We start from the raw sequence: 14,678 nt of genomic DNA on the forward strand, positions 1-14,678 counted from the left end.
TTGTTTATGGCTGGCCCCGGCGAATCAGCCTAGCCTTCGCAGGTCCGCTGCAGATTCGAGAACGCAATGACGATCAGGAGAGCCATAGCCCTGGGCCTTGCGCTGCCAGCGATGGCATCGGCGCTTGCCTTCGCGCCTCTCCGCCTGCCCCCGTTTCACTGGATTGCCTTGGCACAGGAGCCGGCACCGCCTGCGGCCCAACCCTCCCCGCCCGCGACCGAAGCCTTGGCGGATCCGACAGCCGATCTTCAAAAGAGACGCAACGAGACCCGCGGCGAGCTGGAAGTGCTGGCCAAAAGCATGAGCCTCTCGTCGGAAAAGGTCGCTCAGATCGAGCACAGCATTTCCGGCATCAAGAAGACGTCTGCGGATATGCGCCAGGCCCTGATCGATTCAGCCGCACGCCGCAAGGACCTGCAGTCGAAGATCCAGGTGAGCGAAGACAAGCTCGCCTCGCTGAAAGTGCAGGAGGACAAGATCCGCGTGGCCCTGAGGGGGCGTCGCTCCATTCTTGCCGAAGTGCTGGGTGCTCTGGAACGCATGGGCCGCAGCCCGCCGCCGGCGCTGCTGGTCTCCCCCGATGATGCGCTGGGTTCCGTCAGAAGCGCCATCCTGCTCGGCGCCGTCGTGCCCGGCATCCGGGCGGAGGCCGAAAGGCTGGTCACGGATCTTCAAAATCTCGCGAGCCTGCAAGCCGAAGCGGCACGGGAAAAGGAAGCCGTCTCGCAAACCATCACGGCAGGCGTCGAGGAAGAGCGGCGCATGAACCTGCTGCTCGCCGAAAACGCCAAGCTGAATGCCGAGAACGAAAGACAGCTGGCCGCAGAACGCGCGCGTTCTCAGGAACTTGTCGGCCGCGCCACCTCGCTTCAGGATCTTATTCAGGGGCTTGAAGGACAGATCGCATCCGTGCGCGAAGGCATGGATCTGGCCCGTGCCGAGGAAGAGCGTCGGCGGCAGATGTCCGAAGAGGAACGCGAAAAAGCCCGGCAATTGGCCGAAAGCGGTGTGCCCGACAAAAACCGCATTGCGCCCGCATACGCGTTTTCAAGCCTCAGGCAAAAACTTGAGCTTCCGGTTGCCGGCGAAATATTGCGTGCGTTCGGCGATGCAGACGGGACGGGACACCCGGCACGCGGTATGACCGTGGCCTCCAACCCCGGCGCAGTGGTGACGGCACCGGCCGATGGGCTGGTCGTGTTTGCCGGTGCATTCCGGAGCTATGGCCAGATGATCATCCTGAACGCCGGCGACGGCTATCATGTTGTTCTGGCAGGAATGGACATGGTCAACGCGCGGCAGGGCAAGTTTGTCTTTGCTGGCGAACCGATCGCTGCCATGGGTGAGAAAAGAGTAGCAAGTGCGACCGCGTTGGCGCTGGAAACGGATCGTCCGACGCTTTACATTGAATTCCGAAAAGACGGCACTCCGGTTGATTCTAAACCGTGGTGGGCCAGCAAAGAAACTGGAAGGGCGCGAAATGATTCGTAGGGCTTCTCTTGTCATCGTCGGAGCACTGTTGGGTGCGACCGCGATGAGCGTCATTTATTCGGCCGGTGTCCCGGCTCAGGCCGCCGGGGCTTCCACCTATAAGGAACTGTCGATCTTCGGCGACGTGTTCGAGCGCGTTCGCGCCCAGTACGTGACGCCTCCGGATGAAAACAAGCTGGTCGAAAATGCCATCAACGGCATGCTGAGCTCGCTCGATCCGCATTCGAGCTTCATGAATTCCAAAGATGCCGAAGACATGCGCACCCAGACGCGCGGTGAATTCGGTGGTCTCGGCATCGAAGTGACGATGGAGAACGAGCTCGTCAAGGTCATCACACCGATCGACGACACGCCTGCCTCCAAGGCTGGAATTCTTGCCGGCGACTTCATTACCGAAATCGATGGCCAGGCGGTTCGCGGCCTGAAGCTTGAAGACGCGGTCGAAAAGATGCGCGGCGCCGTCAACACACCCATCAAGCTGACCGTCATCCGTCAGGGTGCCGACAAGCCACTCGACATCACCGTCATGCGCGACATCATCGCCGTGCGCGCCGTCAAATCGCGCGTCGAAGCTGGCGACATCGGCTATGTGCGCGTCATCTCGTTTACCGAGAAGACCTATGACGATCTCGAAAAGGCGATCAAGAAGATCAAGGCTGACGTGCCTGCCGACAAGCTGAAGGGCTTCGTGCTTGACCTGCGGCTCAACCCGGGCGGTCTGCTGGACCAGGCGATCAACGTCTCCGATGCGTTCCTGGAACGCGGCGAAGTGGTTTCCACCCGTGGCCGCAACGCAGATGAGACACGCCGCTTCAATGCTGGCCCTGGCGACCTGACCGATGGCAAGCCGGTGGTCGTGCTGGTAAACGGCGGCTCGGCTTCCGCATCTGAAATCGTCGCCGGTGCCCTTCAGGACCTGAAGCGTGCAACAGTTGTCGGCACCCGCTCGTTCGGCAAGGGCTCCGTCCAGACGATCATTCCGCTCGGTGAATCCGGAGCACTGCGTCTGACGACGGCGCTCTATTACACGCCATCGGGCAAGTCGATCCAGGGAACGGGCATTACGCCTGACATCAAGGTCGAGCAGCCGCTGCCGCCGGAACTCCAAGGCAAGGTCCGCGCCGAAGGCGAATCCAGCCTCAAGGGCCATATCCAGGGCGCGGCCGAGACCGATGAGGGTTCCGGTTCGGCTGCCTATGTGCCGCCGGAAACCAAGGACGACCTGCAGCTGAACTATGCCATGGACCTGCTGCATGGGACAAAGACAGACCCGTCCTTCCCGGCAAGCCCCGACAAGGCTGCGGCCGCCGTCAAGAACTAATCAGGCAAACCGGTCAGGCGGCTGTTTCATCACAGCCGCCTGACCGCATTCATTTCGGCAGCGCAGACGCGGGCATATCCCTTGGGCAGCGATCTCCATGCACCGCTCGGTCAAAACCGGCCGCCGAAGCGACGAACGGCGCGTCGCCTGTCGGCCGTTGCCGTTTTAGGAAGCATCGGCGTGATTGCCGTCGTCGGCTTGTCGATCTATGCGATGCGAAACGACCCTCAGCTTGAGCGCATCGCCTCGAGCGAGCCCCCCTCCTCCACGGCGATCGCCCCCAAGACACCTACCGATGATGCAGTTTCTCCCGAAAATGCCAACCCCAACGGCATGCCCCGGTCCAATCCGAATTCCGGCGCGACCATTGAGCAGAACCGGATGGCGGACGGCTCGGTCGTGACAAAATACACGCCGCGCGCAAGGGATGGAAACGGTCCCGTCCTCATCAATGCCCAGAGAATTGGCCAGGACCCGCGATTTGCGGCAGAGCCGAATACGTCTCTTCTGGAAGACACGGAATACGGCAAACTGCCGATCCTCGGCGAGGACGGCAGCCGGCCCATGGACCAGTATGCACGTCCCTGGTCCGGCGCCCGCGGCACAAGGATCGCGATCGTGGTCGGTGGCCTCGGCCTCAGCCAGACGGGCACCCAGCGCGCAATCCAGCAACTGCCATCAGGCGTGACGCTCGGCCTTGCCGCAAGCGGCAACAGTCTGCAGCGCTGGATGCAGGAAGCGCGCCGCGCGGGCCATGAAATCCTCATCCAGGTCCCGTTCGAGCCTTACGACTACCCGGCCAACGACCCCGGACCCGGCACGCTTCTCGTCAAGGATCCGGCGGCAAAGAACCTTGAGCGACTGCATGTGGCGATGGGCGAGATCACCAACTATACGGGGATCATGAACTACCAGGGCGGCCGCTATCTCTCCGACGTCAAGGCGCTTGAGCCTGTCCTGCGCGACATGGCCTCCCGCGGCCTGCTGTTCCTCGATGACGGCACCTCGGCCCAGTCGAAGACGGAGGTGCTGGCAAAGGCGATGCAACTGCCGCACGCCTTCGGTGACCTGACCCTGGACGGTCAGCTTCAATCCGACGCGATCCTCAAGAAACTTGACGAACTGGAGCGGATAGCCCAACGCAAGGGAACGGCAATCGGCATCGCCTCCGCCTTCGACGAGAGCATCGCGGCGATCCGCAAATGGGCCGACGAAGCCTCGCAACGCGGTGTTGAAATCGTCGGTGTATCGACGCTTGCCCGCGAGAGCGTGGCACCTTGAAGCAAGGGGAATGATATGGCCAAGGATCACAAGAAACCGGTGAAAGCGGACGATCTTCCCTATCGTCCCTGCGTCGGGGTCATGGTGCTCAACAGCGAGGGCCTCGTTTGGGCGGGACGCCGCATTGCTGCCGGCAACAGCGAATTCGACGGGTCTCCGCAACTGTGGCAGATGCCGCAGGGCGGGATCGACAAGGGCGAAGATCCCCTGCCCGCCGCCTATCGTGAACTGTACGAAGAAACGGGCATGCGTTCCGTCGCGCTGCTTGCCGAAGCCGGCGAGTGGATCAATTACGATCTTCCGGAACACCTGATCGGTATCGGACTGAAGGGAAAGTATCGCGGCCAGACGCAGCGCTGGTTTGCCTTCCGCTTTGACGGCGATGAAAGCGAGATCGCCATCAACCCGCCGCCGGGCGGCCATACGGCTGAATTCGATGCCTGGGAATGGAAGCCGATGCAGGATCTGCCCGGCCTGATCGTGCCGTTCAAGCGCGCGGTCTATGACAGGGTCGTCGCCGAATTTGCCCACCTCGCGCCGGCAGGCTGATTGCACGTCCGGTTAGCGCTGGTCGGATAAAGCAAAGCCCGGTGAAAGCATCTTCCACCGGGCTCGAGCGATAGAGTGTCGATGATTTGAGCTTTACTCAGCGGAGTCGGCTGATTCCGCGTTGAGCTGGCCGTATCTCTCTTCGCCGATCTTCGAGAGAAGTTCGAGCTGCGTTTCCAGGAAGTCGATATGACCTTCCTCATCCATCAGCAGCTGTTCGAAAAGCTTCATGGAGACATAGTCGCCGGCGGCGTGACAGATATCACGCGACGCCTTGTAGGCGGTGCGGGCATCGTATTCGCCAGCCAGATCGGCTTCGAGAACTTCCTTGACGTTCTGGCCGATGCGAAGCGGTGCCAGCGTCTGAAGGTTCGGATGACCCTCGAGAAAGATGATGCGGTCGATCAGGCGATCGGCATGCTGCATCTCTTCGATGGATTCGGCCCTCTCCTTCTTGGCAAGCTTGGTAAAACCCCAATCATGCAGGAGACGATAGTGCAGCCAGTATTGGTTCACAGCGCCAAGTTCGAGGAAGAGTGCCTCGTTAAGCCGCTCGATGACCTGTAAGTCGCCTTTCAATGTCCGCTCTCCTGTTTTCTTCGTGGAGTTGTTTCAAGCGCGACATATAGACGATCACGTCAGCTTCCGTCGAGTGCCGCTGGGCGTGATATTCCTCAGTGGTCTTGATGATCAGATCAACGACATTGGGAAAGCAACCGCAGCAGCGGCCGCGTTTTTCCATTGCATGGTAGACCTTGACGGGAACGATCAGCTGCCAACAGTCCTCAGTGAGGAGTTGGATGATCGTATCCTTGATCTCCCTTTCGGTGATGTAATTGCAACTGCAAACCAGCATTTTGGATCGACCTGGAGAACATTGACCTCGATACAGACTTTTTGCAAAAGAGGACAAGCGATGTCAAGAAAGAATCCAGCCCGGTAATTGACATATCATAACCCCCTTATCAACGATCCGTGATCGGAGGCAGTGATGCCTAACCGGCTGCTGTGTCGCTGCGATATCTCTGGAAAGGCTCGGATGTCACTCGATCGAAACAACGCGCCGCCACAGGTTCCGTCCGCGGCAGAAGCGGAATCGCTCCACACGCCCGGCAAAGATGCGAGTGTCCCTTTGACGTCGAAACCCATCTGACGGAGTCTGCGGGAGGCATTGCCGAGCAAGACCTGCTCTCCGCCACCGTAATCCGCACAGCCCGTGATATCCAGAGAGAGCCCGTTTCGCCCTTCTAGCGTCACCAGTGGCGTATATCGGTCGCACCAGTCGGAGAGCGCCATCAGAAGCGCCGCGTCGGCATCATCGTCTTCGTCCATCACGTCGAGCTCCGGAAAGATCGCTCGCGCTTCTGAAACGCCCTGTCCCAGCTTCAGGTTAAGGCGTTCGGCGGCGGCGTCGAGCGCTGTCAGGCACATCCTGTCGGCGTGGCGCCCGGCAAAGACGATCGGTGGATGATCATGATGGCGGGAAGACCGCCAGTCCATACCCCAGCGGCGGCGCGCGATTCTGTCGGTTGACAGACGCGGGAACACGAGTGTCAGAATACGCCTCTGTCGATGCGCCAGAGGGAATCGAAAACAGGCGGTCATGCGGGTTCCAATCCAGACCAGACGCGAGCATCAGGAGCAAGCTCGCCAACCGCTTTCCGTCTCCGAGATCGGCTTGCGCAGGGCAAAAGTCTCTCCCGCGCCCAGGCACCTTTGGCCATGGCGTTAACTCCATCGATAATGTTCGCTTTATGTTCTTATGGATTCCAGACACGTGGCAAAGAGTCAACAGCTCCCGATCAGGAATCTTTTCCTCTAAAAGCTATCGCAATGATTCTTTTCTCGAAATAGCTGCTTCAGGTATTATATGTGCCTGAGTTGGAAGGAGATCCCATGGCCCGCATTGACCAGACCGATGATTGGCAGGATCGCCATGCGCCGACGATCAGCACGTTCGAGTCGCTGGCATTAGAAGCCTACAGCCACCTTCCGGACGAATTCCGCAAACTCACGACGAACCTCACCATTGAGGTCGAGGAGTTTCCGGACGACGACGTTTTTGAAGACATGGCGCTCGAAACGCCGTTCGACCTCTTGGGCCTGTTCGAAGGACGTGGCATTTCCGAGCGGTTTACGGTGGAAACCGGCGAACTGCCGAATCGCATCCGGCTTTATCGCCGGCCAATCCTCGATTACTGGGCGGAGAACGAGGAAACGCTGGGCGATATCATCACCCACGTCCTCATTCACGAGATCGGCCATCACTTCGGCCTGAGTGACGACGACATGGAGCGCATCGAGGCGAGCGCCGAGGAAGCAAGCCAGCGCTGATCCAGCGCTGGCCGACACACCTCGGCCTAGCTTTTTACTGCTCGCCGAGCTTCATCTCGGGGCTGTATTCCTTGCCTTCTACGGTCTTCATCACGGCCTGGCCGCAATGCATCTCGCCCGTCTTGCCGTTGAAGGCGTAGCTTGGCGAACCGGATAATTCCCAGCCCTTGTTCAGCGCCGCCGTCACCCGGTGACAAAAGGCGGCATCGTCAGGACCGGTGATGAAACGATATACTTTCATGGCTTTCTCTTTCTGTTGGCGATGACCGCCGCGCTGGCGACGAGCTTTTCCGCATCTTCGAGATGCAGACGCTCGACCATGCGACCGTCGAGGTTGATGACGTTGAGCGTTTCGGCTCCCGGCTGGCGGAAGGCCTCGATGATGGCGCGCGCCTCTTCAAGCGCATCATCATCAGGACCGAAATGACGGTTGGCCGCGTCGATCTGCGCCGGATGGATCAGCATCTTGCCTGAAAATCCCATGGCGCGGCCCTGGGCGCACTCGGCTTCGAACGCGACTTCGTCCCTGAAATCGTTAAACACGCTGTCGATCACATCGACACCATAGGCCCTGCCCGCCAGCACGACCTGCATCAACCAGGGTATGAGATTGGCCCGCCCCGGTTGCGGCAAAACACCCGTTGCCTTGCGAAGATCGTTGAGCCCCACGACGAGGCATTTGATCCGTCCGCCCACGCTCGAGATTTCGGCGGCGTTGAGGACGCCGAGCGGCGTTTCGATCATCGCCCAGATAGAGACCCTCTCCGGCACGCCCGCCTGAGAAAGGCGCTCGGCGATCAACCGGACGTCGTCCGCATGCTCAACCTTGGGAATGACCACCGCATCCGGCAGAAGTTCGACGATGAGCTCGAGATCCGCAGGACCGAATTCGCTTGTGAGCGGATTGATCCGGATAGCCGTCTCGAGACCATCGGAATTCAGCTCGGCAAAGCTTCTGCGGAGGTTATCCCGCGCTTCCGCTTTCTGCGCGAATGCCACGGAATCCTCCAGATCGAAAATCACGCCGTCGCAGTCGAGCTGCGGGATTTTCGAAAGCGCACGGGTGTTGCTCGCGGGAACGCTCAGGAGCGAGCGCCGGATCAGAGCGGCCATCGCTTCGGGACCATGTAATCATTGGGAAAAGTCATAACGTGGTTGTGACAAGCTTTTTGGCCCTCGGCAAGACAGGAGGTCGTGAAACCACTTGTAAGCGGGGCCGGCCGGTCCCACATTTCAGACGTTGAAAGGTATGATCCATGCAAAACATTCGTGCATTTTTCGTCGTCGCCTCAGCTATTGCGGTGCTTGCCATGGCGGCGCTCTTTACAGCGTCTCTGACCGTCGCATTTGCCGGCATTCTCGTCCTTCTTTCAATTGGTAGGGCGATCTCGACCAGGTTGAACCCTGTACCCGTGCGAGCGAAATCGTTCGGACCAAAGCCGGCCAGCCGCGATATCCGTGTGTGGAACGACGGCCGCGGTACCATCATCGACCTCTAGCGTCATCATGTTCGCTCCGCCTGCGCGCTCTGGCGCAGCGGAGTACCGGTTGAAGGCATAATGCCCTTCAAATCGGCGGCAAATTGCTTTATTTGGCCTTCACGACAACTCCCTTGGAGGCAGATCATGGACAAGTTCACGCAACTCACAGGCGTCGCAGCGCCGCTTCCGGTCGTCAACATCGACACCGACATGATCATTCCCAAGGACTACCTGAAGACGATCAAGCGAACCGGTCTCGGCAAGGGACTGTTTGCAGAATCCCGCTACAATCAGGATGGGTCAGAAAACCCGGATTTCATCCTGAACAAGCCGGCCTATCGCAATTCCAAGATCCTGGTGGCTGGCGACAATTTCGGCTGCGGCTCGTCGCGTGAGCACGCGCCTTGGGCACTTCTCGATTTCGGCATCCGTTGCGTGATCTCGACCAGCTTTGCCGATATTTTCTACAATAACTGTTTCAAGAACGGCATCCTGCCGATCATCGTATCTCCGGAAGATCTCGAAAAGCTGCTCGACGATGCGGATCGCGGCTCCAATGCCGTCATTTCGATCGATCTCGAAGCGCAGAAGATCACCGGCCCGGATGGCGGCTCGCTCCATTTCGACATCGATCCCGGCCGCCGCCAGATCCTTCTCGAAGGTCTCGACGATATTGCATCGACGCTGAAGAGCGACACCGTGATCTCGAGTTTCGAGGACAAGAACAGCACGGAACGCCCCTGGCTCTGAGGGTCATCAGATGGTCACGCATATCTCCTCCGGATCACCCTTCGAAGCACGGATCGGCTATTCCCGCGCGGTTGTCGACCGCGACATGGTCTATGTCTCGGGCACGACGGGCTATGACTATGCCCTGATGACGATGCCTGACGATGTTGCCGACCAGACCCGCAACGCGCTCGCCACTATCGCAAAAGCGCTTGGCGAAGCCGGCAGCAGCCTGAAGGACGTGGTCCGCGTGCGCTATTATCTCGTCGACATGGCCGACTACGATGCCGTGGTCGAGGTCGTCGGATCGGTATTTGCCCAGATTCGGCCGGCAGCGACCATGATCGTCTGCGGCCTCACCACCCCTGAAATGAAAATCGAGATCGAAGTGACCGCACGCATCGGTGCCGGCGCTTCCTGAAACAGCTGCCCAACCGCCGCCTGAACAATCAAGGACATCTGCACAATGGCAAAACACCTTTTCCTGCTTCCCGGTGATGGCATCGGTCCAGAGGCCATGGGCGAAGTGCGCAAGATCATCGCCCATATGAACGACGCCATGAGTGCCGATTTCGTCACCGACGAAGGTCTGGTCGGCGGCTGCGCCTATGATGCGCATGGCGCCGCCATTTCCGACGCGGATATGGAAAAAGCGATGGCGGCCGATGCCGTCCTGTTCGGCGCCGTCGGCGGTCCGAAATGGGATAGTGTGCCCTATGAGGTGCGCCCGGAAGCCGGCCTGCTGCGCCTGCGCAAGGATATGGAGCTTTTCGCAAATCTGCGCCCGGCCATCTGCTATCCGGCGCTTGCCGCCGCCTCTTCGCTGAAACCCGAACTGGTGGACGGGCTCGACATCCTGATCATCCGCGAACTGACCGGCGGCGTCTATTTCGGTGAGCCGAAGGAAATCATCGATCTCGGCAACGGCCAGAAGCGCGGCATCGATACCCAGATCTACGACACCTACGAGATCGAACGCATCGCAGGCGTTGCCTTCGAACTGGCGCGCACCCGCAAGAATGCCGTGTGCTCGATGGAAAAGCGCAACGTGATGAAATCCGGCGTGCTGTGGAACCAGGTCGTCACCGAGATCCACAAGGCCAAGTATTCCGATGTGAAGCTGGACCACATGCTGGCCGATGCCGGCGGCATGCAGCTGGTTCGCGCGCCGAAACAGTTCGACGTCATCGTCACCGACAACCTGTTCGGCGACATGCTGTCCGACGTTGCGGCCATGCTGACGGGTTCGCTCGGCATGCTGCCGTCCGCTTCCCTCGGCGCACCCGATGGCAAGACCGGCAAGCGCAAGGCGCTGTACGAGCCGGTCCATGGTTCGGCACCGGATATTGCCGGCAAGGGCATTGCCAACCCGATCGCCATGATCGCGTCCTTTGCCATGTGTCTTCGCTATTCCTTCAACATGATCACCGAAGCCGACAACCTGGAAAAGGCGATCGCCAACGTTCTCGACCAGGGCATCCGCACCGGCGACATCATGGCCGACGGCTGCCGCCAGGTCGGCACCGGCGACATGGGCGACGCCATCCTCAAGGAATTTGCCGGCCTCTCGGCCTGAGGCATCCCGCGAGGGGACCACTTCCCTGAAACGAAAAAGGGCCCGGCGTTTCCGCCGGGCCCTTCTTTTTTGCTGACTGATCAGTCGTTGAGATCGATATTGCGCCGGTCCTTCACGAAGACCGCGCCGATGATGATCGTGAGAACGGCAAAGCCGACCGGGTACCAGAGGCCGGCATAGATATCCCCGGTCGAGGCAACGATCGCGAAGGAGGTGGCCGGCAGCAGCCCGCCGAACCAGCCGTTGCCGATGTGATACGGCAGCGACATGGCGGTATAGCGGATGCGTGTCGGGAAAAACTCCACCAGCGCCGCGGCGATCGGGCCGTAGACGATCGTCACATAGACGACCATGACCCAGAGAATGGCGATGACCGTCAAAGCCTGGGCATTGCCGAACACCGCGAAGAAGCCATCCACACGCACCTTGGCAGCATCGTTGGCGGCAGGGTAGCCGGCTGCCACGCTGGCCGGGCCGAGACGCTGGGCGAAGGTTTCGGTCTTGCCGTCCGGCAACGTCACATTGGCAACGGGAACGTCCGTGCCCGCCACGCTGACCGTGGTTGGCGCACCGGCGGCTGCTGGCACCAGCGTGTAGGTAAACGCCTGCTGCGACAGCGTGCGTCTCGCGACGTCGCAGGGCTGCGTGAAGGTCCTGATACCAACCGGGTCGAACAGGGATCCGCATGTCGCCGGATCCGCCGAAACCTGGATCTGGACGTTTTTGATCGCTGCCGCGTAGGTCGGATTGGCGGTATTGGTCAATGCGTGGAATAGCGGGAAGTACGTGACCGCTGCGAGCGCGCAGCCTGCCAGAATGACCCATTTGCGGCCCACGCGGTCAGACAGCGCACCGAAGACGAGGAAAAATGGTGTGCCGAGAAGAAGCGACCAGGCGATCAGTACGTTCGCCGTCAGAAGGTCGACTTTCAGGATGCTCTGCAGGAAGAACAGCGCGTAGAACTGGCCGGTATACCAGACGACGGCCTGGCCGACGACAAGACCGAACAGTGCGATCAGGACGATCTTGCCGTTCTTCCAGGTGCCGAAGGCTTCCGTCAGCGGTGCCTTCGAACGGGTGCCTTCTTCCTTCATCTTCTGGAAGACGGGGGACTCGTTCATCTGCAAGCGGATGTAGATGGAGACGGCAAGCAGCAGTGCCGATCCGAGGAACGGAATGCGCCAGCCGCCCAGCAGACCGAATATGACCGGATAGCTTGTGGCAAAGGCTTCTTCACCCATGTTGACGCGCAGCGTCACGATGACGGCGAGCGACAGCAACAGGCCAAGCGTCGCCGTCGTCTGAATCCAGGCCGTGTAAAATCCGCGGCGACCGGGCGGGGCGTGCTCCGCCACATAGACAGCAGCACCACCGTATTCGCCACCGAGCGCCAGGCCCTGCAACATGCGCAGCGCGATGAGAAGGATGGGCGCCGTTGCACCAATCTGCTCGTAGCTCGGCAGAAGACCGACAAAGAATGTCGATAGGCCCATGATCACGATCGTGACGAGGAAGGTATATTTGCGTCCGACAAGATCGCCGAGCCGTCCGAAGACCAGTGCGCCGAAGGGGCGGACGAGAAAGCCTGCAGCAAAGGCCAGCAGTGCAAAGATGGCCTGCGTGGCGGGCGGAAACGCCGAAAAGAACTGCCGGCCGATGATGACGGCAAGCGTTCCGTAGAGATAGAAATCATACCATTCGAAAATGGTACCCAGCGACGAGGCGAAGATGACCTTCTTTTCCTCGCGCGTCATGGGGCTAGCCTTCGTCCGGGCTGCCGTTGCGACGTGTGCCATTGTCGTCCTCCCAACAAGATGAACTCCGTGCCTTCCTGTCCGGCCATTCTCCTCCTCGGCCAGACAGGTTAGCGCAATCGTTGCAGAGTGACAGAATTTGGCACGCCGGATGAGACATGCTTTCGGCTTATGACTTTCGTCTAATGACGTAGCCCGGAGTGGTCAGGAGCGAAGCGCCTGGGCGGGCGACTGGCGATAGGTAAGAAGTGCCGGCACGGCCGAAAGGACCGCTGCAAAGCCCAGCAGAAAAAGTGCCAGACGTACGTCGTCTCTCGTGAACCCGACCGGCAGGATGACCCCGCTTTTCGCGGTAAACAGATGGGCGCCGAACTGCGCCGCCAGTAGCCCGCAGACGAAGCCGAGCCCGATGCCGACCGCAACCAGGAGAAGCAGCTCCAGCCACACGATGAGGAACACGGCGCCGCGCGGTGCCCCGAACGCGCGCAGCGCGCCGATCTGCCGGCGCCGTTGCCCCACATGGATGACCGTCACCAGCACCAGTGCCGCCGCGACAAGAGCCTGCGATCCCGCAGCGACCGCGCTCAACACCATTTTCGCATCGCCAAGCGTCGCATAAAGGCCGGTCAGCACCTCGCCGGGAAAGACCCCCACCGTGCCATTGGCGCGATAGGCCTGACGCAGGCGATAGGCATCGGCAATCGACTTCGGTTTGACCAGAATCGCTGGAAGGCCGGGGGTATCAGCCCCGAAATCCTCGACGAGCGGCGCATCCGGATCGATGCCGCCGTGATGATGGTCTTCGTCATGGCTGGTAGAGGCGACAGCTGCCGCAGGCTCCGTGCTTGCGTCCTCGTGCTCATGCTCAGCGCCTAAACCATGAACGTGCCATACGGCCTGGATCGGCACGAGAATGGCGCGGTCCCATGGCGTGCCGGTCGGTTTCAGCTTGCCCACGACCTTGTATGCGATGTCCGTATGGGTTGGACCACCGGTTTCGGCTGTTCCATGCATCGGCTTGACGTCGGCGCCGACCGGAAGAGTGACGGAAGCGCCGAGAACCGCTTCGCCTTCCGCGGCAAACAAGCGCCCCTCGCCAAAGCCCGGCGTCGTGCTGGTCACAAGCCTCGTCGTCGTTCCCACGATCGGATAGCCGGCAAAGGAATCGCCGAAACCGACGGGAGCTGCCCAGGCGACGCGCGGATCGGCGGCAAGTTTTGCCAGCACTTCTCCATCGACCAGCGGCAAGGGTGCCGGCTGCAGGAAGATCGACGAGAGGATCAGCTGCGTTTCGCTGCCGGAGGCGCCGATCACCAGATCGAACTTGTCGGCGGCACGCGCACTGCCGAGCCGCAGCGACCGTTCCTGCAGGGTCACGGCAACCCCGAGCGCCGTAGCTAAGGCAACCAGAAGCACCACGACGGCGCAGCCCAGCCAGAGACGCCGCAGGTCGGCGATGATAAAACGGATCATACCGGCACCTTCCCGACAACATCATCGCCGACGATGCACCCGCCCCTGAGCACGATGCGCCGGTCGAGGCGTTCGATCATGCGCTGGTCGTGGGTCGCCACAACAAGCGTGCTGCCGGCACCGGCCGCGACGGACAGAAGCAGATCCCCCACCGCCTCGCCGTTTTCGAGATCGAGGCTTGCCGTCGGCTCGTCGGCAATGATGATACCCGGCTTGCGCAGCAGCGCCCGGGCGATCGCCACCCGCTGCATCTCGCCGCGCGACATGGTCTCGACGGACTGACCGGGTCGCTTCAACCCCACGGTCTCGATCAGCTCATGCGCTCTTTTCACCAGATTCGGGGTCGAGACCCGCGAAAGCCGTGCCGGCAGCAGCACGTTATCCAGCGCCGAAAGACCCGCAAAGAGATGGAAATCCTGCATTACGAGACCCACATTTTCGGCCCGCCAACGGTCTCGCCGGCCTTCCGACAGTCTGGCAATATCCTGCCCACCCCAGATGACCTCACCGGTGCGAACACGCTCGAGCCCCGCAATGATATTGAGAAGCGTGCTCTTGCCGGATCCCGAACCGCCCGTCAGCGCAACGCGGCTGCCGGCGGCGATCTCGAGAGCATCGATGGAAAGAACCGGTGTCGCCAGACCGGGAAACGAGATGGCGAGAGATTGCACCTTAAGAGGCATCATGTC

17 protein-coding genes are annotated in these 14,678 nt (G+C 60.6%); 9 read left to right on the forward strand and 8 right to left on the reverse strand.

Going from position 1 to position 14,678, the window contains the following annotated elements; translation table 11 throughout:
* Positions 1 to 66: 66 nt before the first annotated feature.
* The 4 genes from IFT66_RS21485 to IFT66_RS21500 all read left to right on the forward strand — a co-directional run bounded on the left by IFT66_RS21485 (position 67) and on the right by IFT66_RS21500 (position 4,642).
* Positions 67 to 1,491 (forward strand): murein hydrolase activator EnvC family protein, encoded by a 1,425-nt coding sequence (locus tag IFT66_RS21485; protein ID WP_249406543.1) that lies wholly within the window; start codon positions 67 to 69, stop codon positions 1,489 to 1,491.
* Complete coding sequence (locus tag IFT66_RS21490) at positions 1,481 to 2,812, forward strand: S41 family peptidase (protein ID WP_192078880.1); 1,332 nt, start codon at positions 1,481 to 1,483, stop codon at positions 2,810 to 2,812. Before IFT66_RS21485 ends, IFT66_RS21490 begins: the two co-directional genes overlap by 11 nt.
* An 81-nt stretch (positions 2,813 to 2,893) precedes the next feature.
* Entirely contained in the window at positions 2,894 to 4,093 is a 1,200-nt protein-coding gene (locus tag IFT66_RS21495; RefSeq protein WP_249406544.1) for a divergent polysaccharide deacetylase family protein, read from the forward strand.
* A gap of 15 nt (positions 4,094 to 4,108) precedes the next feature.
* A complete protein-coding gene (locus IFT66_RS21500) occupies positions 4,109 to 4,642 on the forward strand; it encodes an RNA pyrophosphohydrolase (protein WP_062577041.1) in 534 nt (177 codons plus the stop codon).
* A 93-nt stretch (positions 4,643 to 4,735) separates the two neighbouring features.
* Here the strand turns inward: IFT66_RS21500 and bfr are convergent, their stop codons facing one another.
* The 3 genes from bfr to IFT66_RS21510 form a co-directional block, all read right to left on the reverse strand.
* The gene (bfr, locus tag IFT66_RS21505) at positions 4,736 to 5,221 is read right to left on the reverse strand and encodes a bacterioferritin (RefSeq protein WP_062462773.1); all 486 of its coding nucleotides are present in this window, start codon (positions 5,219 to 5,221) and stop codon (positions 4,736 to 4,738) included.
* Positions 5,187 to 5,498, reverse strand: coding sequence for a (2Fe-2S)-binding protein (locus IFT66_RS23620; RefSeq protein ID WP_062462776.1), 312 nt, complete (start codon positions 5,496 to 5,498; stop codon positions 5,187 to 5,189). Before IFT66_RS23620 ends, bfr begins: the two co-directional genes overlap by 35 nt.
* A gap of 95 nt (positions 5,499 to 5,593) precedes the next feature.
* A complete protein-coding gene (locus IFT66_RS21510) occupies positions 5,594 to 6,247 on the reverse strand; it encodes a hypothetical protein (protein ID WP_192078881.1) in 654 nt (217 codons plus the stop codon).
* A 291-nt stretch (positions 6,248 to 6,538) separates the two neighbouring features.
* Here IFT66_RS21510 and IFT66_RS21515 point away from each other — a divergent pair, with 291 nt between their 5' ends.
* Positions 6,539 to 6,976, forward strand: a complete 438-nt coding sequence (locus IFT66_RS21515) for a metallopeptidase family protein (protein ID WP_062462782.1) — start codon at positions 6,539 to 6,541, stop codon at positions 6,974 to 6,976.
* A gap of 34 nt (positions 6,977 to 7,010) precedes the next feature.
* On the opposite strand, the gene IFT66_RS21520 is transcribed toward IFT66_RS21515, so the two are convergent.
* Positions 7,011 to 7,217 (reverse strand): DUF1737 domain-containing protein, encoded by a 207-nt coding sequence (locus IFT66_RS21520; RefSeq protein WP_184655584.1) that lies wholly within the window; start codon positions 7,215 to 7,217, stop codon positions 7,011 to 7,013.
* Positions 7,214 to 8,089: an HpcH/HpaI aldolase/citrate lyase family protein gene (locus IFT66_RS21525; RefSeq protein WP_192078882.1), complete on the reverse strand. Its 876-nt coding sequence runs from the start codon at positions 8,087 to 8,089 to the stop codon at positions 7,214 to 7,216. The genes IFT66_RS21520 and IFT66_RS21525 overlap by 4 nt, the downstream gene beginning before the upstream one ends.
* Positions 8,090 to 8,232: 143 nt before the next feature.
* On the opposite strand from IFT66_RS21525, the gene IFT66_RS21530 reads away from it, so the two are divergent.
* From IFT66_RS21530 to leuB, 4 genes are all read left to right on the forward strand, one after another.
* On the forward strand, positions 8,233 to 8,475 hold the full coding sequence (locus tag IFT66_RS21530; RefSeq protein WP_062462792.1) for a hypothetical protein: 243 nt from the start codon (positions 8,233 to 8,235) through the stop codon (positions 8,473 to 8,475).
* A gap of 126 nt (positions 8,476 to 8,601) precedes the next feature.
* Positions 8,602 to 9,207 carry a 3-isopropylmalate dehydratase small subunit gene (leuD, locus tag IFT66_RS21535; RefSeq protein WP_192078883.1) on the forward strand — a complete coding sequence of 202 codons (606 nt, stop codon included), beginning with the start codon at positions 8,602 to 8,604 and terminating at the stop codon, positions 9,205 to 9,207.
* 10 nt (positions 9,208 to 9,217) lie between these two features.
* Entirely contained in the window at positions 9,218 to 9,607 is a 390-nt protein-coding gene (locus IFT66_RS21540; protein ID WP_192078884.1) for a RidA family protein, read from the forward strand.
* Positions 9,608 to 9,652: 45 nt separating this feature from the next.
* A complete protein-coding gene (gene leuB, locus IFT66_RS21545) occupies positions 9,653 to 10,762 on the forward strand; it encodes a 3-isopropylmalate dehydrogenase (protein ID WP_192078885.1) in 1,110 nt (369 codons plus the stop codon).
* Between the two features lie 80 nt (positions 10,763 to 10,842).
* Here leuB and IFT66_RS21550 read toward each other — a convergent pair whose 3' ends face one another.
* From IFT66_RS21550 to IFT66_RS21560, 3 genes are all read right to left on the reverse strand, one after another.
* Positions 10,843 to 12,558: an MFS transporter gene (locus tag IFT66_RS21550; protein WP_062462807.1), complete on the reverse strand. Its 1,716-nt coding sequence runs from the start codon at positions 12,556 to 12,558 to the stop codon at positions 10,843 to 10,845.
* A 162-nt stretch (positions 12,559 to 12,720) separates the two neighbouring features.
* Entirely contained in the window at positions 12,721 to 13,989 is a 1,269-nt protein-coding gene (locus IFT66_RS21555; protein ID WP_192078886.1) for an FtsX-like permease family protein, read from the reverse strand.
* Positions 13,986 to 14,675: an ABC transporter ATP-binding protein gene (locus IFT66_RS21560; RefSeq protein ID WP_192078887.1), complete on the reverse strand. Its 690-nt coding sequence runs from the start codon at positions 14,673 to 14,675 to the stop codon at positions 13,986 to 13,988. Before IFT66_RS21560 ends, IFT66_RS21555 begins: the two co-directional genes overlap by 4 nt.
* Positions 14,676 to 14,678 lie beyond the last annotated feature (3 nt).

Origin of the sequence: Rhizobium sp. CFBP 13726, assembly GCF_014841925.1 — a bacterium.
Taxonomy (GTDB): Bacteria; Pseudomonadota; Alphaproteobacteria; order Rhizobiales; family Rhizobiaceae; genus Neorhizobium; species Neorhizobium soli.

What these genes read in the sequence shown, in the direction of transcription:
- IFT66_RS21485 (WP_249406543.1), top strand. Translation starts at nt 67, where the DNA reads ATGACGATCAGGAGAGCCATAGCCCTGGGCCTTGCGCTGCCAGCGATG.
- IFT66_RS21490 (WP_192078880.1), top strand. Translation starts at nt 1,481, where the DNA reads ATGATTCGTAGGGCTTCTCTTGTCATCGTCGGAGCACTGTTGGGTGCG.
- IFT66_RS21500 (WP_062577041.1), top strand. Translation starts at nt 4,109, where the DNA reads ATGGCCAAGGATCACAAGAAACCGGTGAAAGCGGACGATCTTCCCTAT.
- IFT66_RS23620 (WP_062462776.1), bottom strand. Translation starts at nt 5,498, where the DNA reads ATGCTGGTTTGCAGTTGCAATTACATCACCGAAAGGGAGATCAAGGAT.
- IFT66_RS21510 (WP_192078881.1), bottom strand. Translation starts at nt 6,247, where the DNA reads ATGACCGCCTGTTTTCGATTCCCTCTGGCGCATCGACAGAGGCGTATT.
- IFT66_RS21515 (WP_062462782.1), top strand. Translation starts at nt 6,539, where the DNA reads ATGGCCCGCATTGACCAGACCGATGATTGGCAGGATCGCCATGCGCCG.
- IFT66_RS21520 (WP_184655584.1), bottom strand. Translation starts at nt 7,217, where the DNA reads ATGAAAGTATATCGTTTCATCACCGGTCCTGACGATGCCGCCTTTTGT.
- IFT66_RS21525 (WP_192078882.1), bottom strand. Translation starts at nt 8,089, where the DNA reads ATGGCCGCTCTGATCCGGCGCTCGCTCCTGAGCGTTCCCGCGAGCAAC.
- IFT66_RS21530 (WP_062462792.1), top strand. Translation starts at nt 8,233, where the DNA reads ATGCAAAACATTCGTGCATTTTTCGTCGTCGCCTCAGCTATTGCGGTG.
- leuD (WP_192078883.1), top strand. Translation starts at nt 8,602, where the DNA reads ATGGACAAGTTCACGCAACTCACAGGCGTCGCAGCGCCGCTTCCGGTC.
- IFT66_RS21540 (WP_192078884.1), top strand. Translation starts at nt 9,218, where the DNA reads ATGGTCACGCATATCTCCTCCGGATCACCCTTCGAAGCACGGATCGGC.
- leuB (WP_192078885.1), top strand. Translation starts at nt 9,653, where the DNA reads ATGGCAAAACACCTTTTCCTGCTTCCCGGTGATGGCATCGGTCCAGAG.
- IFT66_RS21550 (WP_062462807.1), bottom strand. Translation starts at nt 12,558, where the DNA reads ATGGCACACGTCGCAACGGCAGCCCGGACGAAGGCTAGCCCCATGACG.
- IFT66_RS21555 (WP_192078886.1), bottom strand. Translation starts at nt 13,989, where the DNA reads ATGATCCGTTTTATCATCGCCGACCTGCGGCGTCTCTGGCTGGGCTGC.
- IFT66_RS21560 (WP_192078887.1), bottom strand. Translation starts at nt 14,675, where the DNA reads ATGATGCCTCTTAAGGTGCAATCTCTCGCCATCTCGTTTCCCGGTCTG.